Source organism: Nocardia sp. NPDC051911 (assembly GCF_040681035.1).
Lineage (GTDB): Bacteria > Actinomycetota > Actinomycetes > Mycobacteriales > Mycobacteriaceae > Nocardia > Nocardia sichangensis.
Genome location: NZ_JBFAXY010000004.1, coordinates 202,379 through 228,043 on the forward strand (window position 1 = coordinate 202,379; position 25,665 = coordinate 228,043).

Annotated in this window: 26 protein-coding genes; 10 read left to right on the forward strand and 16 right to left on the reverse strand. The window is 70.1% G+C overall.

The features are described from left to right. Positions 1-88 precede the first annotated feature (88 nt). The 5 genes from hemQ to hemE all read right to left on the reverse strand — a co-directional run bounded on the left by hemQ (position 89) and on the right by hemE (position 5,519). A complete protein-coding gene (hemQ, locus tag AB0L97_RS07020) occupies positions 89-784 on the reverse strand; it encodes a hydrogen peroxide-dependent heme synthase (protein ID WP_355070401.1) in 696 nt (231 codons plus the stop codon). 4 nt (positions 785-788) lie between these two features. Next, positions 789-2,033, reverse strand: coding sequence for a globin domain-containing protein (locus AB0L97_RS07025; RefSeq protein ID WP_364425969.1), 1,245 nt, complete (start codon positions 2,031-2,033; stop codon positions 789-791). A gap of 15 nt (positions 2,034-2,048) precedes the next feature. After that, complete coding sequence (locus AB0L97_RS07030) at positions 2,049-2,504, reverse strand: Rrf2 family transcriptional regulator (protein WP_364425971.1); 456 nt, start codon at positions 2,502-2,504, stop codon at positions 2,049-2,051. Between the two features lie 196 nt (positions 2,505-2,700). Beyond that, entirely contained in the window at positions 2,701-4,062 is a 1,362-nt protein-coding gene (locus AB0L97_RS07035; protein WP_355070397.1) for a protoporphyrinogen oxidase, read from the reverse strand. Positions 4,063-4,454: 392 nt separating this feature from the next. Beyond that, positions 4,455-5,519 (reverse strand): uroporphyrinogen decarboxylase, encoded by a 1,065-nt coding sequence (gene hemE, locus AB0L97_RS07040; RefSeq protein ID WP_364426092.1) that lies wholly within the window; start codon positions 5,517-5,519, stop codon positions 4,455-4,457. Positions 5,520-5,642: 123 nt separating this feature from the next. Between hemE and AB0L97_RS07045 the strand changes: the two genes are divergently transcribed. After that, positions 5,643-6,281, forward strand: a complete 639-nt coding sequence (locus tag AB0L97_RS07045) for a DUF3000 domain-containing protein (RefSeq protein WP_084823786.1) — start codon at positions 5,643-5,645, stop codon at positions 6,279-6,281. 137 nt (positions 6,282-6,418) lie between these two features. After that, a complete protein-coding gene (locus tag AB0L97_RS07050; RefSeq protein ID WP_355070395.1) occupies positions 6,419-7,657 on the forward strand; it encodes an HRDC domain-containing protein in 1,239 nt (412 codons plus the stop codon). A 34-nt stretch (positions 7,658-7,691) separates the two neighbouring features. Here AB0L97_RS07050 and dxs read toward each other — a convergent pair whose 3' ends face one another. Beyond that, complete coding sequence (gene dxs, locus AB0L97_RS07055) at positions 7,692-9,587, reverse strand: 1-deoxy-D-xylulose-5-phosphate synthase (protein WP_355070394.1); 1,896 nt, start codon at positions 9,585-9,587, stop codon at positions 7,692-7,694. A gap of 193 nt (positions 9,588-9,780) precedes the next feature. On the opposite strand from dxs, the gene glsA reads away from it, so the two are divergent. Further along, positions 9,781-11,598 (forward strand): glutaminase A, encoded by a 1,818-nt coding sequence (gene glsA / locus AB0L97_RS07060; RefSeq protein WP_364426094.1) that lies wholly within the window; start codon positions 9,781-9,783, stop codon positions 11,596-11,598. 51 nt (positions 11,599-11,649) lie between these two features. Beyond that, positions 11,650-12,324, forward strand: a complete 675-nt coding sequence (locus AB0L97_RS07065; protein WP_364425975.1) for an SIMPL domain-containing protein — start codon at positions 11,650-11,652, stop codon at positions 12,322-12,324. Positions 12,325-12,339: 15 nt separating this feature from the next. Here AB0L97_RS07065 and AB0L97_RS07070 read toward each other — a convergent pair whose 3' ends face one another. Beyond that, a complete protein-coding gene (locus AB0L97_RS07070) occupies positions 12,340-12,639 on the reverse strand; it encodes a DUF1330 domain-containing protein (protein WP_356961586.1) in 300 nt (99 codons plus the stop codon). A 122-nt stretch (positions 12,640-12,761) separates the two neighbouring features. Between AB0L97_RS07070 and AB0L97_RS07075 the strand changes: the two genes are divergently transcribed. Then, positions 12,762-13,565: an enoyl-CoA hydratase gene (locus tag AB0L97_RS07075; RefSeq protein ID WP_364425977.1), complete on the forward strand. Its 804-nt coding sequence runs from the start codon at positions 12,762-12,764 to the stop codon at positions 13,563-13,565. Positions 13,566-13,569: 4 nt separating this feature from the next. Here the strand turns inward: AB0L97_RS07075 and AB0L97_RS07080 are convergent, their stop codons facing one another. Further along, positions 13,570-14,991 carry a TRAM domain-containing protein gene (locus AB0L97_RS07080; protein ID WP_356961583.1) on the reverse strand — a complete coding sequence of 474 codons (1,422 nt, stop codon included), beginning with the start codon at positions 14,989-14,991 and terminating at the stop codon, positions 13,570-13,572. A gap of 19 nt (positions 14,992-15,010) precedes the next feature. Next, positions 15,011-16,999, reverse strand: coding sequence for an APC family permease (locus AB0L97_RS07085; protein WP_364425980.1), 1,989 nt, complete (start codon positions 16,997-16,999; stop codon positions 15,011-15,013). Between the two features lie 161 nt (positions 17,000-17,160). Here AB0L97_RS07085 and AB0L97_RS07090 point away from each other — a divergent pair, with 161 nt between their 5' ends. Further along, complete coding sequence (locus AB0L97_RS07090) at positions 17,161-17,826, forward strand: TrkA family potassium uptake protein (RefSeq protein WP_355070384.1); 666 nt, start codon at positions 17,161-17,163, stop codon at positions 17,824-17,826. A 2-nt stretch (positions 17,827-17,828) separates the two neighbouring features. Further along, complete coding sequence (locus AB0L97_RS07095) at positions 17,829-18,500, forward strand: TrkA family potassium uptake protein (protein ID WP_355070382.1); 672 nt, start codon at positions 17,829-17,831, stop codon at positions 18,498-18,500. A gap of 52 nt (positions 18,501-18,552) precedes the next feature. On the opposite strand, the gene AB0L97_RS07100 is transcribed toward AB0L97_RS07095, so the two are convergent. The 3 genes from AB0L97_RS07100 to AB0L97_RS07110 all read right to left on the reverse strand — a co-directional run bounded on the left by AB0L97_RS07100 (position 18,553) and on the right by AB0L97_RS07110 (position 20,417). Further along, complete coding sequence (locus tag AB0L97_RS07100; RefSeq protein ID WP_355070380.1) at positions 18,553-19,179, reverse strand: sigma-70 family RNA polymerase sigma factor; 627 nt, start codon at positions 19,177-19,179, stop codon at positions 18,553-18,555. A gap of 158 nt (positions 19,180-19,337) precedes the next feature. After that, the gene (locus AB0L97_RS07105; RefSeq protein ID WP_364425983.1) at positions 19,338-20,036 is read right to left on the reverse strand and encodes a DUF3159 domain-containing protein; all 699 of its coding nucleotides are present in this window, start codon (positions 20,034-20,036) and stop codon (positions 19,338-19,340) included. 3 nt (positions 20,037-20,039) lie between these two features. Continuing rightward, entirely contained in the window at positions 20,040-20,417 is a 378-nt protein-coding gene (locus AB0L97_RS07110; protein ID WP_067808861.1) for an OB-fold nucleic acid binding domain-containing protein, read from the reverse strand. Positions 20,418-20,549: 132 nt separating this feature from the next. Between AB0L97_RS07110 and AB0L97_RS07115 the strand changes: the two genes are divergently transcribed. Beyond that, entirely contained in the window at positions 20,550-21,245 is a 696-nt protein-coding gene (locus AB0L97_RS07115) for an alpha/beta hydrolase (protein ID WP_364425986.1), read from the forward strand. A gap of 10 nt (positions 21,246-21,255) precedes the next feature. Here AB0L97_RS07115 and AB0L97_RS07120 read toward each other — a convergent pair whose 3' ends face one another. Beyond that, entirely contained in the window at positions 21,256-22,125 is an 870-nt protein-coding gene (locus AB0L97_RS07120; RefSeq protein ID WP_364425988.1) for a DUF3710 domain-containing protein, read from the reverse strand. 5 nt (positions 22,126-22,130) lie between these two features. Beyond that, positions 22,131-22,631: a dUTP diphosphatase gene (gene dut, locus AB0L97_RS07125; protein ID WP_355070372.1), complete on the reverse strand. Its 501-nt coding sequence runs from the start codon at positions 22,629-22,631 to the stop codon at positions 22,131-22,133. Between the two features lie 73 nt (positions 22,632-22,704). On the opposite strand from dut, the gene AB0L97_RS07130 reads away from it, so the two are divergent. Continuing rightward, on the forward strand, positions 22,705-23,196 hold the full coding sequence (locus AB0L97_RS07130; protein ID WP_355071029.1) for a DUF3093 domain-containing protein: 492 nt from the start codon (positions 22,705-22,707) through the stop codon (positions 23,194-23,196). Between the two features lie 24 nt (positions 23,197-23,220). Here AB0L97_RS07130 and AB0L97_RS07135 read toward each other — a convergent pair whose 3' ends face one another. Continuing rightward, positions 23,221-23,523, reverse strand: coding sequence for a DUF4193 domain-containing protein (locus AB0L97_RS07135; protein ID WP_014351871.1), 303 nt, complete (start codon positions 23,521-23,523; stop codon positions 23,221-23,223). Positions 23,524-23,899: 376 nt separating this feature from the next. Here AB0L97_RS07135 and cei point away from each other — a divergent pair, with 376 nt between their 5' ends. Beyond that, on the forward strand, positions 23,900-24,577 hold the full coding sequence (gene cei / locus AB0L97_RS07140; RefSeq protein WP_355070370.1) for an envelope integrity protein Cei: 678 nt from the start codon (positions 23,900-23,902) through the stop codon (positions 24,575-24,577). On the opposite strand, the gene AB0L97_RS07145 is transcribed toward cei, so the two are convergent. Beyond that, positions 24,578-25,480, reverse strand: coding sequence for an inositol monophosphatase family protein (locus tag AB0L97_RS07145; protein WP_364425991.1), 903 nt, complete (start codon positions 25,478-25,480; stop codon positions 24,578-24,580). It lies immediately after the preceding gene. Between the last annotated feature and the right edge of the window lie 185 nt (positions 25,481-25,665).

The window sequence follows — 25,665 nt, forward strand, 5'->3', positions numbered from 1 at the left end:
CGCTCACGGGCAGCGTACGAAGCCCCGGCGCTCGGCGCATGCCCCGAAAACTTCGGGCAAGCGTTTGCCTGCACCGGGGCAGGGCGCATCAGGGCAGAGCGGCGATCAGCTGCTCGATCTCCACGCGGGGGCCGGTGAAGAACGGGATCTCTTCGCGCACGTGCCGACGGGCGTCGGTGGCCCGCAGGTCACGCATCAGATCGACGATCCGGTGCAATTCGGGCGCCTCGAAGGCCAGGATCCACTCGTAGTCGCCGAGCGCGAACGAACTGACGGTGTTCGCTCGCACGTCCGGGTAGCCACGCGCGGCCTTGCCGTGTTCGGCCAGCATCCGGCGGCGCTCCTCGTCGGGCAGCAGGTACCACTCGTAGGACCGGACGAACGGGTACACGCAGATGTAGGCGCCCGCCTCCTCGCCGGCCAGGAAGGCCGGGATGTGGCTCTTGTTGAACTCGGCGGGGCGGTGCAGCGCCGCGTTGCTCCAGACCGGCGCGCTGGCCCGTCCCAGCTCGGTGGTGCGGCGGAAATCGGCGTACGCGGCTTGCAGGTCCTCGACGCGTTCGGCGTGGGTCCAGATCATGAAATCGGCGTCGGCGCGCATCCCGGCCACGTCGTAGATGCCGCGGACCACGACGTCGCGGTCGGCCAGACCGTCGAAGAACGCCTTGGCCTCCTTGGTCGCCGCGTCCCGGTCCTCGCCCAGCACTCCGGGCTGCACCTGGAAGACCGAGAACATCAGGTAGCGGATGGTGGAGTTGAGAGCCTGATAGTCGAGTCGCGCCATAGCACTATCGTGCCACTCGCTCGGGAGCGCCCGCGTCGCCGGGCGTGAACTGCTCGATGTGCACGCGGGCGTCGGGGATACCGAGGGCGCGCAACTGGCGTTGCATCTCGCCCAGGAACCCGGATGGACCGCAGACGTATACGTCGGCGTCCTCGGGCACGTTCAGCACCGAGAGATCGGCCCGGCCGTGCCGGACGCCGGGAGTCGGTTCCTCGTACCAGATTTCGACCTCGGCCCGTTCGAGCCGAGCAGTGAGTCCCAGCAGCCGATCGCGCAGCGGATGGGTGCGCGGCGCACGGTCGGCGTGCACGACCAGCGTGCGACGGCCCGGGTCGTGGGCGGCGAGATAGTCGAGAACGCCGATCGTCGGGGTCACACCGATGCCGGCGGAAATCAGCACCAGCGGTGTCTCCGCCGCGGTATCGAGGACGACGTCACCGAACGGAAGGGTGATCTGCAGCGGGTCACCCGGGCGCAACTGCTCGTGCAGCCAGGAGGACACCTCGCCCGCCGGGCAGCCGGCGGCCGCCTCGACCCGCTTGACGGCGAACGACAGCGCGCCGTCGCGCGGCTTGCCCACCAGGCTGTACTGACGCAACTGGCGCGCACCGTCGGGAAGCCGGACGCCGACCGAAACATACTGTCCCGGAATGAATCCCGGTAGCCGCGCAGCCGGGTCGGCGGACTCGACGGTGAAGACCGCGACGCCCGAGGGGTCGTCGTCGCGAGCCACGACACGGACGTCCCGGAACACGTCGCCGGAATCCACGCCCGCCTCGGCGTAGAGCCCCTTCTCTTGATCCATCAACGTGTCGGCCATCATCCAGTAGACCCGATCCCAGGCCGCCGCGACCGCGTCGCCGACCACGTCGGCGCCGAGCACTTCCACGATGGCCGCGAACAGATTTTCGTGCACGATCCGGTACTGCTCCGGAGTAACCCCGAGTGAGGCGTGCTTGTGCGCGATCCGCGACAACATAGTGGCCGGGTGCGGCAGCGCGGGGTCGACCAGGTACGTGGCGAAGGTGGCGATGGAGGCGGCCAGCGCCCGCTGCTGACTGCCCTGTGCCTGATTGCCCCGGTTGAACGTGTCGCGCAGCAGACGCGGGTGGGCGTCGAACATCGTGCGGTAGAACACGGCCGTGATGCGGTCGATGTTCGCCGCCACCAGCGGTAGGGTCGCGCGGACGACCTCGGCGTGCCGCGGTTCGAGTTCCGGTTCGGCACGGACGACGCTGTCGAGGTTCATGAAACTTCCTTCATCTCAGGGGGTGACACTCGCCGTGGAGCGGACGAGTAAATGCAGCAACCCGATTGTCGACGAGGTGACCAAATCCTCTATCGAATAACGGTCGAGTTCGGTATAGAAAGCCTTCTTCGCGTCGGCGAGAATTCGACGCAATCGGCACCCGCCGAGTAACGGACACGGATTCGGTTCCCCGCACTCCACCACGTCGCGGTCGTCTTCCAATTCCCGGACGAGCTCACCCACCGACGCGGCGCGACCTGCCGCGGTGATGAACAATCCGCCGGATCGTCCGCGGTGCGCCTCGACGAGACCCAGTTCGGCCAGCCGCGAAACCGCCTTGGCCACATGCTTTTCGGACGCGCCGACCTGTCGCGCGATGAGTTTGGTGGTGACCCGGGAATTCTTCTCGTCCTCCACCGCGAGCCGCATGATGGTGCGCAAACCGATATCGGTGAAATGCGAGAGCTGCATGGTGCTCACGGTACCGGCGAATTCCACCGATTCCGCATTCCGGCGAGGTGTCCTTAATTACGCCGATCGGTGCGCATTTTAAGTGCGCCGCACATTGTCCGACAGGCCGGAACAGTGCCGCATAATTGTGGTCACAGGAAAGCGCGTGCGCGGTGCCGCGACGAATCTCGTCGGTGCGGACACGCCCGGCGAACGGTCAGCGTACGGTGCCCGCACCGACCTCCGCCGCGATGCGCTGTGCGGCGGCCGCGCCGGAGGCGACGCACGCGGGCACACCGACGCCGTGCAGGTACGCGCCCGCCACCGCCAGCCCGTCCAGCGCCGCGACCTCGGCTTCGACGGCCGCGATGCGGGCCGGATGGCCGGGCGCGTACTGGGCGAGGCCACCCGGCCAGCGCTGTACGACAGCCTCGACCGGCTCGATCGCGACTCCGGTGACGGTAGCCAGGTCCGCGGTGGCGGCGGCGACGAGTTCGGCGTCGGGCCAGGACAGCGGGGAGTCGTCGCCGAACTTGCCGAAAGAGACGCGGACGAGCGCCGTTTCACGTTGTGCGAGATGTGTCCATTTGCGGCTGGACAGGGTGAAGGCTTTGGCCCGCAGCGGCTCTCCGGTGGCCACCAGGATGCCGGAGTTCTGTGGCAGGGCGGTCTCGCGGGGCAGCGCCAGCGCGACCACCGCCGACGAGGAGAGTTCGACACCGGCCAGTTCCGCGGCGGCGACCGGGGCGACGGCGGCCAGCAGTCGCGCGGTCACCGGCGCCGGAGTGGCGAGCACCACCGCGTCGACGGCGCCGATCGGGTCGACCACCCAACCGCGCAGACCTCTGGCCAGACGCGTGCCCGGCGTCGTGGTGACGAACCGCGCCCCGGAACGTTCGGCGAGCGCCTCGAGCAGCACCCGGTAGCCGTCCCGGATGCCACCGAAGACCGGCGCGTTCGAGGGCGGCGGCAGCGCGGCGCCGACGGCGGCGGTGAGACTGGGCGCGCCGTCGTCCAGCGCGGCGGCGAGCGTGGGCAGCGCGGCGCGGACACCGATGGAGCGGGAGCTGCCCGCGTACACGCCGCCGAGCAGCGGATCCACGCTGCGCTCGGCGACCTGCGCGCCGAAGCGGTCGGCGACCAGTCGGTAGACGTCGGTGTCGGAGCCGGGCTCCCAGGCCAGCGGCCGGTCGGGTTCGGCGGCGATGCGTGCCAGTGTCTCGGCGTCGACCAGCCCGCGCATCGACTCCGCGTTCGCCGGGACACCCATCAAGGTGCCCTCCGGCAGCGGGTGCGCGGTGCCGGCGGACCACACCAACGGCCGCAGACCCGCCGGGGTCACCAACTGCGACTCGAGCCCGAGTTCCCGCAGCAGCGCGGGTACCTCCGGCCGTCGCCCGACGAACGCCTCCGCGCCGAGATCCAGTGGCTCCCCGCCCAGTTCGCCCGTGTAGAGGATGCCGCCGATCCGTTCGGCGCGATCGAGCACGAGTACGTCGGCATCCGGCCCGAGCGACATCCGCAACCGATACGCGGCCACCAGCCCGCTGATCCCACCGCCGACCACCGCGATACGCATGCCTCGACCGTATCGCGTACCGCGACGGCGGCCGTCCGACGGTAGGCGCCCGGATGACTCGGAACACACTGTGTCCACGATGTCCGCGGCGATGACGGATACGTCGGCCCGACTCGACTCGGCCGATGGCAGCCTGAACCGCCTCGGCCGCTCGCGGATGGCTGCCGGGCGTCGGCGCGTGGTACGCGGGTCGACCTGGCGGCCGGGTATGCGGCGGTACCTTCGCCGGATCCCAGCGAGCGACCGTGGCAGTCGCCATCACGTTCGCAGAGACTCCAAGAGCACCGACACGGGTGGGCCGCGACGACAGCAGGGGTTCCCGGCCTCAGCGCTCGACACAGCCGCCGCACTGCTGCCTCGCGGCCGTGGCGGCCTACCCGCGTTCGCCCGCGCTACAACTCGTGGACGAGTTCCACCAAGGCGGTCAGCACGCCCGGATCGGTGTCCGGAAGCACCCCGTGGCCCAAGTTGAAGATGTGCCCGGCGGCGCCGAGCGTGATCGCCTCGTCCGCTTCGCGCGCGATCCGCCGGGCCTGCTCCTCGATCGCTTCCGGTCCGGCGAACAGTACGGCGGGATCGAGGTTGCCCTGCAACGCTTTTCCGGGCCCGACGCGGCGGACGGCCGCGGTGAGCGGCACCCGCCAATCGACGCCGACCACGTCGGCGCCCGCCTCGCTCATGGCGCCGAGCAGCTCTCCGGTCCCCACACCGAAGTGGATGCGCGGCACGCCCGCCTCGGCGATCTCGGCGAACACCCGCTCCGAATGCGGGAGCACGAAATTGCGGTAGTCGGCCAGCGAGAGGGCGCCCGCCCAGGAGTCGAACAATTGCACCGCGTCGACGCCCGCCGCCAACTGCGCCTGCAGGAACGCGATGGTGATGTCGGTGAGCACGCCCAGCAGCTCGTGCCAGGTCTGCGGATCGGCGTACATCATCGCCTTGGTGCGCTCGTGGTTCTTGCTCGGACCGCCCTCGACCAGGTAGGAGGCGAGGGTGAACGGCGCGCCCGCGAACCCGATCAGCGGCGTCTCCCCCAGCGCGTCGACCAGCAGGCGTACGCCGTCGGTCACCGCCCCGACCTCCTCGGGGCGCAGCCGGGGCAGACCGCGCACGTCGCCGACCGTCCGCACCGGCGCGGCGACCACCGGCCCCACGCCCGGCACGATGTCCAGGTCGATCCCCGCCGCTTTCAGCGGAACGACGATGTCGGAGAACAGGATCGCGGCGTCGACGCCGTGCCTGCGAATCGGCTGCAAGGTGATCTCGCACACCAGCTCGGGATCGAAGCAGGATTCGAGCATCCCGATGCCCGCCCGCACTTCGCGGTACTCGGGCAGCGAGCGTCCGGCCTGGCGCATGAACCACACCGGACGCCTGCTGGGCGTCGCGCCGGTAGCGGCGGCCAGGAACGGGGCATCGGTCAACCGGCGGCGGGTATGAGTGCTCATCACGGCTATCGTATGCGGGCCCGGTGGGAGGGGCGGACGCGGAGGCGGCAGCGATGACCGCACGGACGCCGCATGGCCCGTAGCGGCGCGCCTCCGACTGCGCCGGGTGCACAAGGTCTACCGTCAGCATTCGTGACACCGCTCGACTTCCGCGACGGCGCCGCACCGACCGAAGGACCTCATGGCGAGCCAGCTCAGTTTCGCGCCGCGGTCGAGGCGATGGGCACCGCTACCGTGCACCCTCGGATCGAGCTCGCGCCCATCCGGCCCCCGCAACGACTCGCACCGTTCTCCTACGCCATCGGCGCGGAGGTCGCTCATCCGGAAACCCCTGTCGTACCAGCCGATTCCGAAGGCGACGCGTTCGGCAGGCTGATCCTGCTGCACGATCCGGACGGCGACGACACCTGGCACGGCACCTTGCGCCTGGTCGCCTACATCCAGGCCGACATCGACGCCGCGCTCGCCACCGATCCTCTGCTGCCCGAGGTGGCGTGGAGCTGGCTGGTGGACGCGCTGGAGTCGCGCACCGAGCCGTTCACCGCGCTCGGCGGCACGGTGACCTCGACCAGCTCGGTGCGCTACGGAGACATCGCCGGTCCGCCGCGCGCCCATCAGCTGGAGATACGCGCGTCGTGGACGCCGGTCACCACCGACATGCGCCCGCATCTGGAGGCGTTCTGCGAGGTACTGGCCTACGCGGCGGGGTTGCCGCCGGCCGGGGTGACCCAGCTGCAGATCCGGCCCGGCCTGTCCGGCGATCACCCCTGAGCACGCCCGTCGGCGTGCCGTGACCTGCGCCGGAGCCCCTCGTTCTGTGTGCGGGGCACATCGCGCCCGATTCGCCGACACACTTATGCGCCGATAGGACGGCGGCGCCGTGGCGTCGGCACGTAAAGTTCAACACCATGTCCGTACCAGACGAATCCGAACCCTCGGCCGCGACGCCGCTGCTCGCGCCGGTGGAGGGCGTGCCACCGGTACTGGACACCGCCGCCGAGATCAGCGCAGCCGCCGCCCGGCTGGTCGCGGGCACCGGCCCGCTGGCCGTGGACGCCGAACGCGCCTCCGGGTTCCGCTATTCGGCGCGCGCGTATCTGATCCAGCTGCGCCGTGCGGGCGCGGGCACGTTCCTCATCGACCCGATCCCGGTCACCGAAGCCCTCGGCCCGCTGGCCGACGCGATCAACGGGCTGGAGTGGGTCCTGCACTCCGCGGACCAGGATCTTCCCGGCCTGGCCGAACTGGGTTTGCGCCCGGCCAGGCTGTTCGACACCGAACTCGGCGGACGTCTGGCTGGTTTCGAGCGCGTCGGGCTCGCCGCGATGGTGGAGCGGCTGTTGGGCCACGCGCTGCGCAAGGGGCACGGGGCGGCCGACTGGTCCACCCGGCCGCTGCCCGCCGACTGGCTGAACTACGCCGCCCTGGACGTGGAACTGCTGCTCGAACTGCGCGACGCCGTGGCCGACGCACTCGATGCGCAGGGCAAAACGGATTGGGCGATACAGGAATTCGAACACATTCGCACCTTGGACCCGCCCGCGCCGAAGGCCGAGCGGTGGCGGCGTACCTCGGGCATCCACACCCTGCGACGCACCAGGCAACTGGCGGTGGTGCGCGAGCTGTGGACCGCGCGGGACGCGCTGGCCCGTGCCCGCGACGTGGCGCCCGCCCGCATCCTCCCGGACGCCGCGATCATCGCCGCGGCGGCCGCGGAACCCAGGTCCATCGCGCAGTTGCGCACCTTGCCGGTGTTCGGCGGTCCGCGCCAGCGCCGGTACTCCCGCGAATGGCTCGCCGCGATCGAGCGCGGCCGTACGTTGCCCGACAGCGACCTCCCGCCGCTCACCCAGCCGTTCGACGGCCCGCCGCCGGTCAACCGCTGGGAGCGCCGCGACCCGGCTGCGGCGGCGCGCCTGACCCGGGCACGAGCCGCCATGGCCGACCTGTCGGCGCAGCACGCGATCCCGGTGGAGAACCTGCTCGCGCCGGATCTGGTTCGCCGCCTGTGCTGGGACGGACTGCCCGACTACGAGGCGGTGGACCCCTCCGCCGTCGACGGATTCCTGAAGTCCGGCGGCGCCCGGCCGTGGCAGCGGGAACTCGACGTCCCGCGACTGGCCGCGGCGTTGCCGCCGTCGGACTAGCGCCCGCTCCGTCGGCTCGCCCGTGGCTGCGGCGTCAGCGAGCGGCCAGCCACCCGCTGATCCGGCGAGCGATGTCCGGGCCGGTGAGGCCGAGTTCGGCGTGGACCTCACCGCGCGAGGCATGGTCCAGGAACTGTTGCGGCACACCGAGATCGCGGGTCGGGATGTCCAGCCCGGAGTTGCGCAGCCGGGCCGACACCGTGGAACCGATGCCGCCGTGCAGGCCACCGTCTTCCAGCGTGACCACGAGCCGGTAGTTCTCCGCGAGTTTCAGCAGCGCGTCGGAGACCGGCAGCACCCAGCGCGGGTCGATGACGGTGACCGAGACGCCTTCGGAATCCAGCAGATTCGCCGCCTCCAGCGCCGTGCCCGCGAACGAGCCCACCGCGACGAGCAGTACGTCGCCGTGCACCGCCTGCACCGATCCGCCGTCCGGCTCGGCCATCCGCAGCACGTCGATGCCGTCCAGCCGTTCGACCGCGGAGATATCCTCGGCGACACTGCCTTTCGGGAAACGCAGCGCGGTCGGTCCGTCGTTGACGGCCAGCGCCTCGGCCAGTTCCTCCCGCAGCGTCGCGGCGTCGCGCGGCGCGGCGACCCGGATGCCGGGGATGATCCCGAGGACCGACAGATCCCACATGCCGTTGTGGCTGGCGCCGTCGGAGCCGGTGATGCCCGCGCGGTCCAGTACCACGGTGACCGGCTGCTTCAGCAGCGCCACGTCCATCAGCAGCTGGTCGAAGGCGCGATTGAGGAAGGTCGAGTAGATCGCCACCACCGGGTGCATGCCGCCGAGCGCGAGGCCCGCGGCGGAGGCCATGGCGTGCTGCTCGGCGATGCCGACGTCGAACATCCGGTCCGGGAAGCGCTCCCCGAACGCCGCCAATCCGGTCGGGCCCGGCATCGCCGCGGTGATGGCGACGATGTCGGCGCGGCGCTCGGCGTGCGCGATCAACTCCTCGGAGAACACCGAGGTCCATCCGCGCGCCTTCGGACCACCGACCGGGACGCCGGTGAGCGGGTCGATGGGATCGCAGGCATGCATCTGATCGGCGACATGGTTCTCGGCGGGCGCGTAGCCGCGGCCCTTCTGCGTCACCGCGTGCACCACGACGGGGCCGCCGAAGTCCTTGGCCCGGCGCAGCGCGGCCTCGAGCGCGACGACGTCGTGGCCGTCCACCGGCCCGACGTACTTCAAGCCGAGGTCGCTGAACAGTTCCTGGGGGCTGACCGCGTCCTTGATGCCCGCCTTCACCGCGTGCACCATCGAGTACGCCGATTCGCCCACCCTGGGGATGCTCTTGAGGATCCGCTTGCCCGCGTCCAGGGCGTGCTCGTAGGCGGGCTGGGTGCGCAGCGCGGTCAGCCGCTCGGCCAGACCGCCGATGGTGGGCGCGTAGGAGCGGCCGTTGTCGTTCACCACGACGACCACCGGACGGTCGGATGCGGCGATGTTGTTCAGCGCCTCCCAGCACATGCCGCCGGTGAGCGCGCCGTCGCCGACGATCGCGACCACGTGCCGGTCCTGCCCGCTCAGCGCGAACGCCTTCGCCAGGCCGTCCGCGTAGGACAGCGCCGCCGAGGCGTGTGAGGACTCCACCCAGTCGTGCGCGCTCTCGGCCCGGCTCGGGTAGCCGGACAGGCCGCCCTGTTTGCGCAGCGAGTCGAACTGGTCTTTGCGCCCGGTCAGGATCTTGTGCACATAGGCCTGGTGGCCGGTGTCGAAGATCAACGGGTCGGCCGGCGAGTCGAAGATCCGGTGCAGGGCGATGGTGAGTTCGACCACACCGAGGTTCGGGCCGAGGTGCCCGCCGGTCGCGGCGACTTTGCGCACCAGGAACTCGCGGACCTCCTCCGCCAGCTCGCGCACCTGCGGCACGGTCAGCCGGCGCAGATCATCGGGCGTGTCGACCCGGGAAAGCACTCCCACCTGAACTAGCTCCCTCCGGATAGCGCATCTGATCCGATCAGTCTACGGAGCGGCGGCCGGTGCTCCCGCACGAGAACGGTCACACCAACCGACATGGCGTCGAAATGTGAGCCTCGACATACGGTACCCGGCCTAGAGTGACAGGGTGGCCCGGCCCGAGCAAGTGGTCTCCCGGACAATCGAACCCGGCGTGGTGGCACGGATCGTCGACGACGTCCACCGGCGTTGCCGGGACGACCGCTCCGGAACGTTGGCGGACTACATCCCGGAACTCGCCGCGGTGCAACCGGATTCGTTCGCCATCTGCCTGGCCACCGCCGACGGCCGGATCTACGGCGCGGGCGATGTCCGGACCGAATTCACCATCCAGTCCATCTCCAAGCCGTTCACCTACGCCCTCGCGCTGGCCGACCGGGGGCAGGCCGCGGTCGCCCGGCGCATCGACGTCGAGCCCTCCGGTGAGCCGTTCAACGAGATCAGCCTGGATCCGGTGACCGCGCGGCCGCGCAACCCGATGATCAACGCGGGCGCGATCACCGCCGCCTCGCTGATCGACGGCCGCGACCCCGCCGACCGCTTCGAGCGGATCCGGCGCTGCTACTCGAGCTTCGCCGGGCGCGAGCTCACCGTGAACGAGGCGGTCTACGCCTCCGAGGCGCGCACCGGGTACCGCAATCGCGCCATCGGCTACATGCTGCGCTCGTTCGGCATCCTCGACGCCGACCCGGACGAGGCGGTCGATCGCTATTTCCGCCAGTGCGCGGTTACCGTGACCTGCGAGGATATGGCCCTGATGGCCGCATCGCTGGCGAACAACGGGCGCAATCCGGTCACCGGAGAGCAGGCGGCCTCGGCGGCGCTGACGGAGCAGGTGCTCAGTGTCATGACCACCTGCGGCATGTACAACGCGGCGGGCGACTGGGTGACTACTGTCGGCCTGCCCGCCAAGAGTGGCGTCGGGGGCGGGATCGTGGCGGTGCTGCCCGGACAGGTCGGGATCGCGGTGTACTCGCCGCGGCTGGACGGGCACGGCAACAGCGTGCGCGGCGTGGCCGCCTGCCGTGAACTGTCGCGGCGACTCGAGCTGCACTTCCTGCACGTGACCCGAGCGGCGCGAGCCGCGATCCGGGCGGCGTACTCGGTGGCCGAGGTGCCCTCGCGGCTACGCCGCCCGACCGAGGAGATCGCGGTGCTCGCCGCGCACGGGCATCGCGCGTGTGTCTACGAGCTGCACGGCGACCTGCTGTTCGCGGGCGCGGAGCGCACGGTGCGCACCATCGAGGAGCAGGCGGGCGAGCTGGAAGCGCTGGCCATCGACGTGCGCAGGGTCGGCGAGGTGAGCGCGATCGCGGTGCGGATGATCGACGACCTGCGACTCGAGCAGTTGTCGGCGGGTGTCCGAGTGGCGCTGGTCGATCCCGACGCGCGACTGCGGTCCCCGGATTCCGGCATCGATCCCGACGATCCGAGGGGGCCGGTGTTCATCGATCGCGACACCGCGACCGAGTGGTGCGAGAACATCGTGCTCGCGAACCATCGCCCCGCCGGCGAGGCCGCCCGCGCGTCGTTCGGCATCGAGAGTCACCCGGCGTTGGCCGGCCTCGCCGCGGACGAGCGATCCCGCCTGGCGGAGCAGTTCCGGGTGCGCACGTTCGCGCGCGGGGCGGTGATCGCCGAACGCGGCAGCGCGCGCTCGGGTCTCTACTTGATCCTCGACGGCCGCGTGCGCCTGACGGTCGAAGGCACCGACGGACGCACGCACCGGCTGCTCAGCCTGTCGGCCGGGATGTCGTTCGGGGAGATTCCGATGCTGGTCGGAACGCCGTTCGGGAACGAGGTACTGGCGGAGACCGAGACGTGCGTCGCGGTGCTGACCCCCGAACGGTTCGATCGGCTCACCCCGCAAGCGCCCGGGCTGAAGCTCGCGCTGCTCGAACAGCTGGCCGCCGAAGCCTTCGCGCAGATCGACGCGGCTGTGCGGGCGATCGCGGCCCGCGGCGGCGACTACTGAAGCGGGCACGATGGTGCGGTGCGGATCGACAGCGATCGACGAGGAGGCTCAGTGGGCACGAACACCGATTCGCGGGCAGGCACCGTCACCACCTACGGACACGGCACCGCCCGCGCCGTCCCCGATCTGATGCGGGTGACGATCTCCGTCGAATCGCGCGCGAGCAAGGTCGCGCTCGCCTACAGCCGGGCCGGTGAGCGCGTGGCCGCGGTCGCGCGATCGCTGCGCTCCGACGGGGTCGACGGCGCGGACATCGCCACCAGCGGACTGTCGGTACAGACCGAGACGGTGTGGACCGAGGGACAGGGCAACCGCATCACGGGATACCTCGCGAGCACATCGCTGACGGTCGCGTTGCGCGATATCGGCGAGCAGGCCGATCCCGGCCCGGGCACGATCATCGCCAACTGCGTCGAGGCGGGCGGTGACGACGTGCGCCTCGGCGGTCTGGCCCTCACCTTCGCCGACCTGGAATCCCTGCTCACCCGTGCCCGCGACGCCGCGTGGGACAACGCCCTCGCCAAGGGCGAGCAGTACGCCCGGCGGGCACGGCGCTCGCTCGGCGACGTCGTGCAGATCACCGAGGACACCGCCGCCGCGCCTCCGGTTCCGCGGGCACAGGCGATGTCCGCTCCGATGGAGGCCTACCGTGCCGTCGCCATCCCGGTCGAGCTGGGCGAGAGCGAGATCTCCGCGGACGTCCGCGTCACTTGGCAGCTGGACTGACGGCGGCTTGCCGGTTCACGACCCGTGACCGAGACCCCGCACCAGCAGGGTGACCGTGTCCGCTCCGGCGTGCCGATCCTTCGAGATCTCCTGGTACTCCGGCGATTCGGCCCAGGCGCGGAAGGACGGCTCGTCCGGGAAGGAGATCAGCACCACCTTCTCGCGATCGGTGACGCCCTCGATGGTCTGCGGGGACTCGTCCGCGGCCAGCAGCGTCCCGGAGTAGCGGACGAAGACGTCGAGGAAGCGCGCCTGGTAGCGATCGTAGGCGGCGCGGTCGGTGAACTTCAGTTGCGCGATTGCGTACACGGTCATGGCGGTGACTCTAATTGGGCGGTCCGGCGACCCGCCCCGGATCCGGCGGGTGCCGAGCGCGATTCACCGCTGCGCCGCGCCCGGCGTGCCTATATTGAGGTTGTCACCGCTCAGGAGGTCGCATGTCGTTCGTGCTCATCGACAAACCACGGCCCCATATCGCCCTGGTGACGCTCAATCGGCCCGAACGGATGAACGCGATGGCGTTCGACGTGATGATCCCGCTGCGCGAGGCGCTGGAGGGTGTGCGCGCCGACAACGACGTGCGGGTCGTCGTGCTGACCGGGGCGGGACACGGTTTCTGCTCGGGAGCCGACCTGACCGGCGCGGGAAAGGTGCCGAACGTCGACGGCCTGACCGTCACCAGTGTCGCGCGCCGGTCGATGGACCTGCTCAACGACGTGCTGATCACGCTGCGGCGGATGCACCAGCCGGTGATCGCGGCGGTCAACGGCGCGGCCATCGGCGGCGGGCTGTGCCTGGCCGTCGGCGCCGACATCCGGATCGCCGCCGAGGACGCGTACTTCCGCGCCGCGGGCATCAACAACGGCCTCACCTCCGCCGAACTGGGCCTCAGCTATCTGCTGCCCCGCGCGGTCGGCGCGTCGAGGGCGTTCGAGATCATGTTGTCCGGCCGCGACGTCGACGCGACCGAAGCCGAGCGAATCGGCCTGGTATCCCGCACGGTTCCGGCGGCGAAACTGCTGGACACCTGCTATGACCTCGCCGAGCGCATCATCGGCTTCAGCCGGGTGGGCACCGAGCTCACCAAGCGCATGTTGTGGAGCGGCATGGAGGCGGGCGGATTCGAATCGCACATGCAGCACGAGGGCACGGCCCAGTTGTACGTCCGCCTCACCACCGGCAATTTCGACGAAGCGATCCGCGCCCGTAAGGACCGCAGGCCCCCGGTCTACGAGGACTGACCGCTCAACGCTCCAGCAACGCGAGGCTTTCCACGTGGTGCGTCGCGGGGAAGGCGTCGAAGGCGCGCAGATCGGCGAGCCGGTAGCCCGCCGCCTGATACAGGCCCAGATCGCGGGCGAACGCGGCGGGATCGCAGCCTACGTGGATGATCCGCGTCGGCCCGCTGGCGGTGACCGCGCCGACCACCTCTTTGCCCGCCCCCGCGCGCGGCGGATCGAGCACGACGACGTCCGGGGCGGCCGCACCGACGTGCTCGAGCACCCAGCGCTCCACCCGCTGTGCCCGCAATTCCACCCAGGGCAGGTCGCGCAACGCGGCGGCGCCGTCCGCGACGGCGGGCCGCGCGGATTCCACCGCGAGCACCACGCCGGTCCGCCCGGCCCGCTCGGCGAGCCGCGCGGCGAACACCCCGGCGCCGCTGTAGAGATCCCACGCCCGGCCGCCGGGGCCGAGTTCCGACCATTCCGCGATCAGGTCCGAATACCGTTGCGCCGCACCGTGATGCGCTTGCCAGAAGCCCGTCGCCGCGACCTCCCACCGGCGCCCGGCCACGTACTCGACCGCGCGCCCGCTGCCCTCGAACACCCACTCGTCGCGTGCCGCGTGCGCCGCTGCGCGTCGTGCGGATGCCGCGCGCCGGTCGTCGCTGCGAGCGGACTCCGCGGCGGGCCACTGTGCGCCGCGCCGATCCCGGCCGTGCGGCCGATCGCGGCGACCACCTCCGCCGCCCGCACGCCGATCCCGGCTCCCCGGCTCCGATCGCCGCCCACTCCCGCCGGGACCGCGCCGACCGGGCTCGTGGCCGACCGGTTCGGACTCGGCAGCGGGCGCCAGCTCGACGACGTGCCGTATCCCATCGCCGTCCACCGCGATCACCAGATCGGCGCCGGGCGTCCACCGCCGGTCCGCGATCCCGTCCAAAGCCCCCGCGACCGGTTGCGGGCACCGCAGATCCGTGATCACGTCGGTGCTGCGATAGCGGTGCACGCCCGCACGTCCGTGGGCGTCGACCGCGAGGCGCACGCGGGTGCGCCATCCGCCGATCGCGTCGCCGGGCCCGATCGGCTCCACCACCACTTCCCGCTCGATCCCGGCCAGCCGCCGCAACTGTTCGGCGACCACCGTGGCCTTCAGCGCGCGCTGGGCCACCGGCGTGGCGAAGGAGAAATCGCAGCAGCCCGCGCCACCGGGGCCGGACACCGGACAGGTGGCCCGCACCCGATCCGGGGACGCCTCGAGCACTTCGACCGCGTCGGCACGGCAGAACGAGCCGCCGCGATCCTCGGTGACCCGGACCCGCACCAGCTCGCCGGGCAGGCCGTGCCGGACGAACACCACACGTCCCTCGTGCCGTGCGACACAGAAGCCGCCGTGACCCGGCGGCCCGAGCCGCACTTCGAACGTGGCGGTCGGCCGATCGCTCATCCCGAACGCTCCATGGACGTCACATCCGATCCTCGTACCCGCGCCGCACCGCGCCCGGCGCGTTCACCACCCCGGGGGTCCGCGCCCGCGCGGACGAACTCAACTGCCACGGCACGCTGGTCACCATCACGCCCGGCACGAACAGCAGCCTGCCCTTCAACCGCAGCGCGCTCTGGTTGTGCAGCACCTGTTCCCACCAATGGCCTACCACGTACTCCGGGATGAACACGGTCACCACGTCACGCGGAGCGTCCTTGCGCACGCGCTTCACATAGTCCAGCACCGGCTTGGTGATCTCGCGATAGGGCGATTCGATCACCTTGAGCGGCACCGTGATGTCGCTGTTCTCCCACTCCCGCACCAGCGCCCTGGTGTCGGCCTCGTCGACGTTCACCGTCACCGCCTCCAGCGTGTCCGGGCGGCTGGCGCGGGCGTAGGCGAGGGCGCGGCGGGTCGGCAGATGCAGCCGGGAAACCAGCACGATGGAGTGCGAGCGGCTGGGCAGCACGCCGTCCCACTCGTGCTCGTCCAGCTCGCGCGCGACCGAATCGTAATGCCTGCGAATCATCTTCATCACGACGAAGATCGCGACCATGGTGAAGATGGCGATGTAGGCGCCCGCGAAGAACTTGGTGATCAGCACGATGACCAGCACCGCTCCGGTCGCGCTGAGACCGACCGCGTTGATCACCCGCGAGCGCTTCATCCGCGCGCGCTGCGCCGGGTCGGTCTCGGTGCGCAGCAAGCGGGTCCAGTGCCGCAGCATGCCGGTCTGGCTGAGCACGAACGAGACGAACACGCCGACGATGTACAGCTGGATCAGCTTGGTCACCTCGGCGCCGAACAGCACCACGAACGCGATGGCCGCGCCGGAGAGGAACAGGATGCCGTTGCTGAACGCCAGCCGATCGCCCCTGGTGTGCAGCTGGCGCGGCAGGTAGCGGTCCTGCGCCAGGATCGAGCCGAGCACGGGGAACCCGTTGAACGCGGTGTTGGCGGCCAGCACCAGGATCAGCGCGGTCACCGTCGTGATGAAGAAGAAGCCGAGCGGGAAACCCTCGAACACGGTCTCGGCGAGCTGCGCGATCAGCGTCTTCTGGTGGTAGTCCGACGGTGCGCCGGTCAGGTCCTCGACGTTGTGCGCGTACACCACCCCGATCTTCTGGGCGAGGATGATGATGCCCATCAGCAACACGATCGCGATCGTGCCCAGCATCAGCAAAGTGGTGGCGGCATTGCGCGACTTGGGTTTGCGGAACGCGGGCACACCGTTGCTGATCGCCTCCACACCGGTCAGCGCGGCACACCCGGAAGAGAACGAGCGCGCGATGAGGAAGGCGAACGCCAGCCCGTAGAGGTGCTCGTGCTCGGCGATCAATCCGAAACCGGCCGATTCGGCCCGCAACTCCTCGCCGAGCACGAAGATCCGGAACAGGCCCCAGCTCAGCATGAGGAACATGCCGATGATGAACGCGTAGGTCGGAATCGCGAACGCCGTGCCGGACTCCCGCACACCGCGCAGATTCATCGCGGTCAACACAGCGATGGCGACGACGGCGAACAGCACCTTGTGTGTCGCGACGAACGGGATGGCCGAGCCGATGTTGGACGCGGCCGAGGAGATCGACACCGCGACGGTGAGCACGTAGTCGACCAGCAGCGCGCTGCCGACGGTCAGGCCCGCGTTCGGCCCCAGATTGGTGGTGGCCACCTCGTAGTCGCCGCCGCCGGACGGGTAGGCGTGCACGTTCTGCCGGTAGCTGGCCACCACGACAGCCATGACGAAGGCGACGGCCAATCCGACCCATGGGGCGTACAGGTAGGCCGTGACCCCGGCGGCCGAAAGAACGAGGAAGATCTCCTCGGGGGCGTAAGCGACCGATGACATGGCATCGGAAGCGAACACCGGGAGCGCGATTCGCTTCGGCAGCAGCGTGTGGCCGAGCGAGTCACTACGGAAAGGCCTGCCCAGCAGCACTCGCTTCGCTGCCGTCGTCAACTTGGACACTGGAGCGAGCATAGGCCCCCGCACAGTGGATCGCGCGCGTGGCTCGCAGGTTTGCTCGCCGGCTGGAGGGGGAACGTGGCCGGTGGAATCATTCGGCGGGTAGCGTTCGACCGAACAGCGAAGCAGACCGAACACCACGGTTCCAGGAACGAGGTTGCACGGTGTACGTAGTGATCATGGGGTGCGGGCGCGTGGGCTCGTCGCTGGCCCATGCCCTGGTCCGCGTAGGTCACGAAGTCACCGTGATCGACCGGGACTCCAGCGCCTTTCTACGCCTGGGATCCGACTTTCCCGGCGAGCAGGTGACCGGTGTCGGTTTCGATCGAGATGTGCTGATAAAGGCGGGGATCGAACGGGCGGACGCGTTCGCGGCGGTCTCCTCCGGCGACAACTCCAACATCATCTCCGCCCGGGTGGCGCGGGAGATGTTCGGGGTGGAGCGGGTCGTCGCCCGCATCTACGACGCCAAGCGCGCCGCGGTCTACGAGAGGCTCGGCATCCCGACCATCGCCACGGTCCCGTGGACCACCGACCGCTTCCTGCGCGCGCTCGTCGGCGACACCGGCACCACCACCTGGCGCGACCCCACCGGAACTGTCGCTGTGACCCAGCTGACGCTGCACGAAGAGTGGTACGGCCGCACCGTGCGCGATCTGGAGCAGACCGTCGCGGCACGGGTCGCGTTCATCATCCGGTTCGGCCAGGCAGTGCTCCCCGACAGCAAGACCATCATCCAGGCCGACGACATCGTCTATGTGGCCGCAGCATCCGGCGCCGTGGGCGAAACCGTCGCCCTGGCCGGGAAGCCCCCCGCGAGCGAGGACTGAACATGAAAGTGGCCATCGCCGGAGCAGGCGCCGTGGGCCGATCGATCGCCAGGGAACTCCTGCGCGGCGGGCATCGGGTCATGCTGCTCGAGCGTGAGCTCGAGCACATCGATGCGGCCGCGATCCCCGACGCGGTCTGGGTGCACGCCGACGCGTGCGAACTGGCCCTGCTGGAGCAGGCCGGTCTGGAGACCTACGAGGTGGTCATCGCGGCCACCGGCGACGACAAGGCGAACCTGGTGCACAGCCTGCTGGCCAAGACCGAGTTCGGGGTGCGCCGGGTGGTGGCCCGGGTCAACGATCCGCGCAACGAATGGCTCTTCGACGGTTCCTGGGGTGTCGACGTCGCGGTGTCCACACCCCGGCTGCTGGCCTCCCTGGTCGAGGAGGCGGTCTCCGTCGGAGATCTGGTGCGACTGATGACGCTGCGCCAGGGCCAGGCGAATCTGGTGGAGATGACGCTGCCCGCGGACACCGTGCTGGCCGGTAAACCGGTGCGCACGCTCACCCTGCCGCGCGACGCCGCACTGGTGACCATCCTGCGCGGCGGGCGCGTGATCGTGCCGCAGCCGGACGACGCGCTGGAAGGCGACGACGAGCTACTGTTCGTGACTTCGGTGGAGGCCGAGGAGGACCTCCGGCTGGAACTCGCCAACCACGGCATCAGACCGTAACTCCCCGTGACACGGCCGGACGCGCGTTCTCGGCGAAGCGCTGCCGGAAACCCTATGCGGCCAGCTTCAGCTCCGCGCGCAGCTTGTTCAGCGCGCGGTGCTGCATCACCCGCACCACACCCGGGCTGGTGCCGATGGCCTCGGCGGTCTCAGCGGCCGACCAGCCGAGCACGATGCGCATCACCAGCACCTCACGGTGCGCCGGGGCCAGCACTTTCATGAGTTCCCTTGTGGCGGCGCGGCGTTCGGAGGCCAGCGCCCACTCCTCGGGACCGGCGGCCGAGGACGCGGAGTCCGGGACGTCGGCCACCGGGTAGGCGGGGTGCTGCTGCGAGCGGCGGAACGCGTCGGCGACCTTGTTGGCCGCGATGCCGTAGACGAAGGCCAGGAACGACTTGCCCTGGTCGCGGTAGCGCGGGATGGCGTTGACGGTGGCCAGCAGGATCTCCTGGACCACGTCGTCGGCGGTGACCTGCAGATGGGCCGTGTTGCCCAGGCGCGCGCCGCAGTAACGCCGCACCAGCGGATGAACGATCCGGATGATCTCCGAGACCGCCCGGCGATCGCCTCCGGCCGCCGGACCGATCAGCTTGTCCAGCTCGGCCGAGATCCGCCGGCTCTCCGAGAGCGCGGGGTTGTGGTTGACGGGCAGCGCCGCGGTGTTGTGCTCGGTAGCCACGTCCGAGTCCTTTCTTGCCGATCAATGCGTGTTTTCGGTACGCATAGATCGTCTGATGAACTCGGAGGACCAACCAGGCACCCCAGGGTGGGGAAGCACCCACCTCGGCGGTGGCGATCTCCCCACCCCTGTGGTTTTCGCCCGATAGCGGCGGAAGGTTAACGGCTCAGGCCGGTTCGGGCGCGCACCGACTTGGCGGGCAGGTGACCGGCCCGGCGCACAGCCCAGATCGTGACGGCCAGCGCCACCGCGGTCAGCGGCCAGCCCATCGCGATGCGGGCGAAGGCGAGCCAGCCGGTGCGGTCGGTGTCGTAGAGCTGCGACTGCACCAGGTAGCGCGCCCCGAACACGAGGATCCAGGCGGTGGTGGCCAGGTCGTAGAGGCGCACCGAGCGCGGGTCGGACCGCCAGTCGGAGCCGTGGCCGTTCAGCACGCCCCAGATCACGCCGACCAGCGGCCTGCGGATCAGGATGGACGCGAGGAACACCGCGGCGTAGACGAGGCTGGTGTAGATGCCGAAGAGGAAGAACCCTTTGGCCTCGCCCATCCGGTAGGCGATGAAGGCGCAGATGCCGACGCCGAAGAAGCCCGAGATGGCGGGCTGGATGGGATCGCGCCGCACAAGGCGCCACAGGAGGATGGCGGCCGCCACCCCCAGGGCCGACCAGATCGCGGCGGCCAGCCCGGCGACACTGTTCACGGGAACGAACACGACAACAGGAAGCGTCGAGTAGATCAGGCCGCTGAAGCCGCCCAGTTGTTCGAGGAGGGTCTGCTCGGCACGTTCCTCGTCACGGTCGGGCGAGGGGAGCCCGGTGCGGTCGTCCGATCCTGCGTTGTCGTTGCTCAAAGGCATACGTCAGCTGTTCCCGCGCAATTCGTAGTAGGGGTTGAAGATCACTTTGCGGCCGTCGCGGTCGCCGACCCGGCCACGGACGAGGATGCGCCTGCCCGGCTCGATGCCGGGAATGCGCCTGCGCCCGATCCAGACCAGCGTGATCGCGTCGGTGCCGTCGAAGAACTCGGCCTGGACGCTGGCGCCCGCCGACTTGGGACACGCTTCGACGCTACGGAGCCTACCGAGCATGGTCGCCTCGTCACCGCGCCGACACTCCGACGCGCGGCACGCGCCCGATGCTTCGGACGTCTCGGCCAGCTCTTCGGCATCCAGCTGATCGATGTCTTCGGTCAGCCTGCGGCCCAGACGTCGAAAATACCCTGAGGCTGCGGATGACATTGTGCACGCTCTCCTGCATAGAGCAGATGGCATGGGTCGCACACCATCGTGAGGGATCCGATCCGCACGGCCTGCGGCGGCCGTACAACGCCACTGTAGATGGGCCGGGCCACCCCCGCTACGCTCGGACCGATGTTCGACTCCCCACACCCCGCTCGTGTCGTGGCACTGCCCGGCACCGGGTCCGACGCCGATTTCGCCAGGCGCGCCTTCGGTCCCGCGAGCGCCGCACGCGGCCTGGATTTCGTCGCGGTGGAACCCGACCCGCGCCGGGTGGTTGCGAGCTGCCGCGCAGCGCTGGATGCGGCGGCGGATTCGGGCCCGGTGCTGGTGGCGGGCATTTCCCTGGGCGCGGCGATCGCACTGGAGTGGGCCGCCGAGCAGCCCCGACGCGTCGTGGGGGTCGTGGCGGCACTGCCCGCCTGGACCGGGCCCGACACCGCGGCCTGCCCCGCCACGCTGAGCGCGGCGGCCACCGCGGCGCAGCTGCGCGTGGACGGTCTGGACACGGTGATCGACCGGATGCGGGCGAGCAGCCCGCGGTGGCTGGCTGACGCGCTGACCCAGTCCTGGCGGGCACAGTGGCCGGAACTGCCGCGGGCGCTCGAGGAGGCCGCGGACTACAAGTGGCCCGATGCCGAGCTGCTGTCGGCATTCGAGCTGCCGCTCGCGGTGGTCACCGCGGTCGACGACCCGGTGCACCCGCGTGCGGTCGCCGAGGAATGGGCGGCGCTGGCCCCGCGCGCGCACCTGTACCGGATCACGCTGGACGAACTCGGCGCCGACCCCGCGATCCTGGGGCACACGGGTATCGGCGCCTTCGCGTGAGATCTTCCGCTCAGTTCAGGCCGAGTTGCTGCATGGCCGACCCGTCCGCGCCCCGGCGCGGGCCCTGCGGCATGCGCGGCACCACCGGTTGCGCACCGGTCTGCGCCGCCACCTGCGCGGCCATCGCCTGCTGCTGAGCCTCCACCTGCTGCTGATGGGCCGCGGCGAGTTGCTCGGCCAGCTCCTGCGGCAGCACCACCGGAAGCGGGTCCCGCACCGGCAGCGGGTCCTCGCCGCGCCGCACCACGGTCTCGCTCAGGATCGCCCGCGCCGCCTTGACCAGGGGGCTGCCGTCGTTCGCCGCGCCCGAGGGGCCCGCCGCGACCAGCCGCACCATCCAGCGATAGCCGTCCACGCCGATGAAACGCAGGTCCGCGCCTTCGGTCAGGGCCAGCAGTTCTCGGCCCCACGGCCCGTTCTCGACCGACACCCGGGCGCCGTCCTTGCGCAGCGAGTCGGCGAGATCCGCGGCGACCAGCCGCCACTGGCCGGAGGTCTTGGGCGCGGCGTAGGCCGCGACGGTGATCCGGCCGTGCTCCGTGGCCAGGTGCACCGCCTGCGGCTGGCCTTCCGGGGTCATCTCGACCTGCAGCTGACCGCCCGGCGGGACCGGCAACAACACCGACCCGAGATCCAGCCGCTGCTCGGACACCGAATCCAGCAGCTCGGCGACCTCGTCGTAGTCGTAGGGGCCGGGCCGTCCGTTGGGCCGGTCGACGTCCAGATCCACGCCCTCATACGAGCGCTCGTCGGTGGGGGCGTCGTCGTAGAAATCGTCGTCGTACTCGCCCTCGTAGGCGGACTCGTAGTCGGCGTAGTCGCCCGCCTCGTCGTACCGGTCGTCCGCGGCCCGGCTCGAGTTCTTTCTCTTTCCGAACATTCCCGTCATGCCTCCTCGCCGGTAGCCCGGCCCACCCCGTTCGTCTGTGCGGTCAAACTCGCGTGACCGCCGCTGGAGCCATAGCCACCCGCTCCCCTGGTGGTCTCGTCGAGCGAGTCGACCTCCACGAAATCCACCAGCTCCACCCGCTGTACCAGCAGTTGCGCGATCCGATCACCGCGCCGCAACTCGATCGGCGTGCGCGGATCGTGGTTGATCAGACACACCTTGATCTCGCCCCGGTACCCCGCGTCGACCGTGCCGGGGGTGTTCACCACCGACAGCCCGGCCTTGGCCGCCAGACCCGAGCGCGGATGGATCAGGCCGACGGTGCCGACCGGTAGCGCGACGGCGACGCCGGTGCCGACCAGCACCCGCTCCCCCGGCTCCAGGATGACGTCTTGCGTGGTGCACAGATCCACGCCCGCGTCACCCGCATGGGCGCGCGTGGGCAGAGGGATGCCGGGGTCGAGCCGCAGCAAGGGTATGGGTGAAAGTGCGCTCACGTTGGACGAGCCTACGCGTAGGCTGTTTGCCCTCGTGACTTAGTGTTGACTCGTGTCGGACCAGCCCAACCCCATGACCGCGGACGAGAAAGCGCAGCCTGCGCACCGATACCGGGAGCGCCTGTGGGTGCCGCTGTGGTGGTGGCCGGTGGCGTTCGCCGTCACCGGACTGCTCGCGGCGGAGATCCATATGGGCGCGCCGGGACTGCGTGCCTGGCTGCCCTATGTGCTGCTGTTCCCCGTGCCGGTCTGGGTGCTGCTGTGGCTGAGCCGCCACCGCGTCGAAGTGGCGCCGGACGCGAACGGCACACCGGAGTTGCGCGCCGATCGCGCGCATCTGCCGGTGAATTTCGTTGCTCGCGCGGCCGCCGTCGCCCCCACCGCGAAAAGCGCGGCGCTGGGTCGCCAGCTCGACCCCGCCGCCTATGTCCAGCATCGCCCCTGGATCGGGCCGATGGTCTTGCTCGTGCTCGACGACCCGGACGATCCGACGCCGTACTGGCTGGTCAGTACGCGGCGGCCCGAACGGGTCCTCGCCGCGCTCGGTCTACCGAGCGCGGGCTGACACTGTTGTTCGATCTCGTCGAGATCAGGCGGCGCAATCCATGCAGATCATCTGACCGCCCTTGTCACTGGCCAGCCTGCTCCGGTGATGGACCAGGAAACAGCTGGAACAGGTGAACTCGTCGGCCTGCTTCGGGATCACCCGAACCGTCAGCACTTCCTCGGACAGGTCGGCGCCGGGAAGCTCGAACGACTCCGCGGTATCGGATTCGTCGATATCCACGACGGCGGACTGTGCCTCGTTACGACGAGCCTTCAGCTCCTCCAGCGAATCCTCCGACACATCGTCGGATTCGGTGCGCCTCGGTGCGTCATAGTCGGTTGCCATGTCGTCTTCCCCTCGTCCTAACTCCGTATATCCCGGACCGGTCCGCTCACACCCGATTCCTGCCGGAATCGCCGCGACCGGTACCGCCCCGCCGGTGGTGCACGTCACACGTACACCGGTCGCCTATCAGGGCGGATCATGCCGATCCACTCCTGATAGCGCTGGGTAAACGCAGGACATGCCCTTCTTGTTCCCGCGACCGACCACTGATTTCCGCACCGGTGATTCGATCTGGGCCGCCAGACAATAGCGGACCCCGGAGCAAAAGTCGCAATCAAAACACAGCCGAGTCGAAAATGAGGGGCAATCGACACCGTCCGTGGAACGCACCGAGACCTTGCGACGCGACCGCCCCACATTTTCGTAGAGTGTGCTGGTGGTTTCACTGATCACCGAAGGCACCGCGACGGATTCGCAAGGGCAACCGTACGTGCGCCGCCGCCCCCAGCCCTGGCTCATCATGCTCGGCGTTCTCGCCCTGATCTGCGGGATCGTCTGGGTCAAAGCCCTCACGACGCACGACACCGACCACACCGCGATGGCGTGCAACTCACCGAGTCCGGCCTCGGATCCCGGTGCGCCGCAACCGACTCCGCTCGGCCAGCGGGTCGGCGCAGGCCGGCTGCAGGACGTGGAACCCGCACCGCTGGCGGCGAGCAAGGTGCGCGTGCTGAACGCGAACAACCAGCGCGGCCAGGCCGCGCACGTCGCCGCCCAGCTCGGCGACCTCGGATTCGCGAGCGCTCCCGGAACGCAATACGGCAACGATTCGGTATACGTCAACGGCGACCTGGAATGCACCGGGCAGGTCCGCTTCGGCGTCAACGGCCGTCCGGCCGCGGCCGCCGTACAGCTGGTCGCGCCGTGCGCCGAGCTGATCGAGGATCAACGCGGCGACGACACCGTCGATCTCGTGCTCGGCTCGCTGTTCCGGGACATCCACCCCAGCAACGACGCCGAGGAAGTGCTGCGTTCGCTCAAGAACCCGGCGCCGGGCAACTCCACCTCCATCGACATCAAGCTGCTCGACGCCGCACGGCAGGCCCGCTGCTGATCAGCGGTCCGGAATCGGCTCGGTAGCGCCGACCCGGGCCAGCAGCTCCCCCAGCTCGTCGGCGATGCCGGGCGCGGCGGCCACCACCAGGTCGCCGTCGGTGCCCGGCGCCGTCGCGGGCGGCAGCGTAAGGCGCGCACCCGCCTCGGCGGCGATCAGCGCGCCCGCGCCCCAGTCCCAGGCGTTCAAGCCGTGCTCGAAGTAGGCGTCCACACGGCCTGCTGCGACATGACACAGATCCAGTGCCGCCGCACCGAAACGGCGGATGTCGCGCACGTGCGGCAGCACCTGCGCGATCAATTCCGCCTGCCTGCTCCTGCGGTGCCTTCCGTAGGCGAATCCGGTGGAGACCAGCGACATCGCCACCGACTCGACGGGCGTGCAACTCAAGTGCTCCACCGCGCCGTCGGCGTCGACACGCAGCGCGCCGAGTCCGAGCGCGGCGCTGTAGGTGGCTGCCCGCGCGACGTCCACCACGGCGCCCGCGACCGGACGGCCGCCGCGCAGCGCGGCCACCGATACGGCGTAGCCGGGAATGCCGTAGAGGAAGTTGACGGTGCCGTCGATCGGATCAACCACCCAGTGGACGGTGTCCGCGCTCGCGTCATCGATGCTGCCGCCGCCCTCCTCGCCGAGGATCGGGTCGCCGGGGCGTTGTTCGGCGAGCAGTCTTCGGATCAGCTCTTCGGTCTCGGTGTCCACGATGGTGACCGGGTCGGTCTCGTGGCTCTTGGACCGCACGGCGCCTTCGGCGTGCACGCCCGCGGGCCCGAACACCTCGGGACGACGGGCACGGACATGGGCGGCGGCCGTCTCGGCGAGGTCGACCGCGACACGGCGCAGGTCGGCTTCGTCGCCACGCGCGACGATCGAGACGAACGAGTCGGGGGTGTAGTCGGACACTGACGATGAGGTTTCCGGCACGCCCACCATCGCATCACACATCCTCGCCGAACGCCCAGCCTCGTGGTCCCATTACTCTTGTCGTGCACGACACAGCGCCGTCGTCGGGCATCCCATTCGCACGCCCGCCATGGGCGTCCCGGGCCCCGTGCAGCGCTGTCATCACACCGGCCAGCACAGGGAGA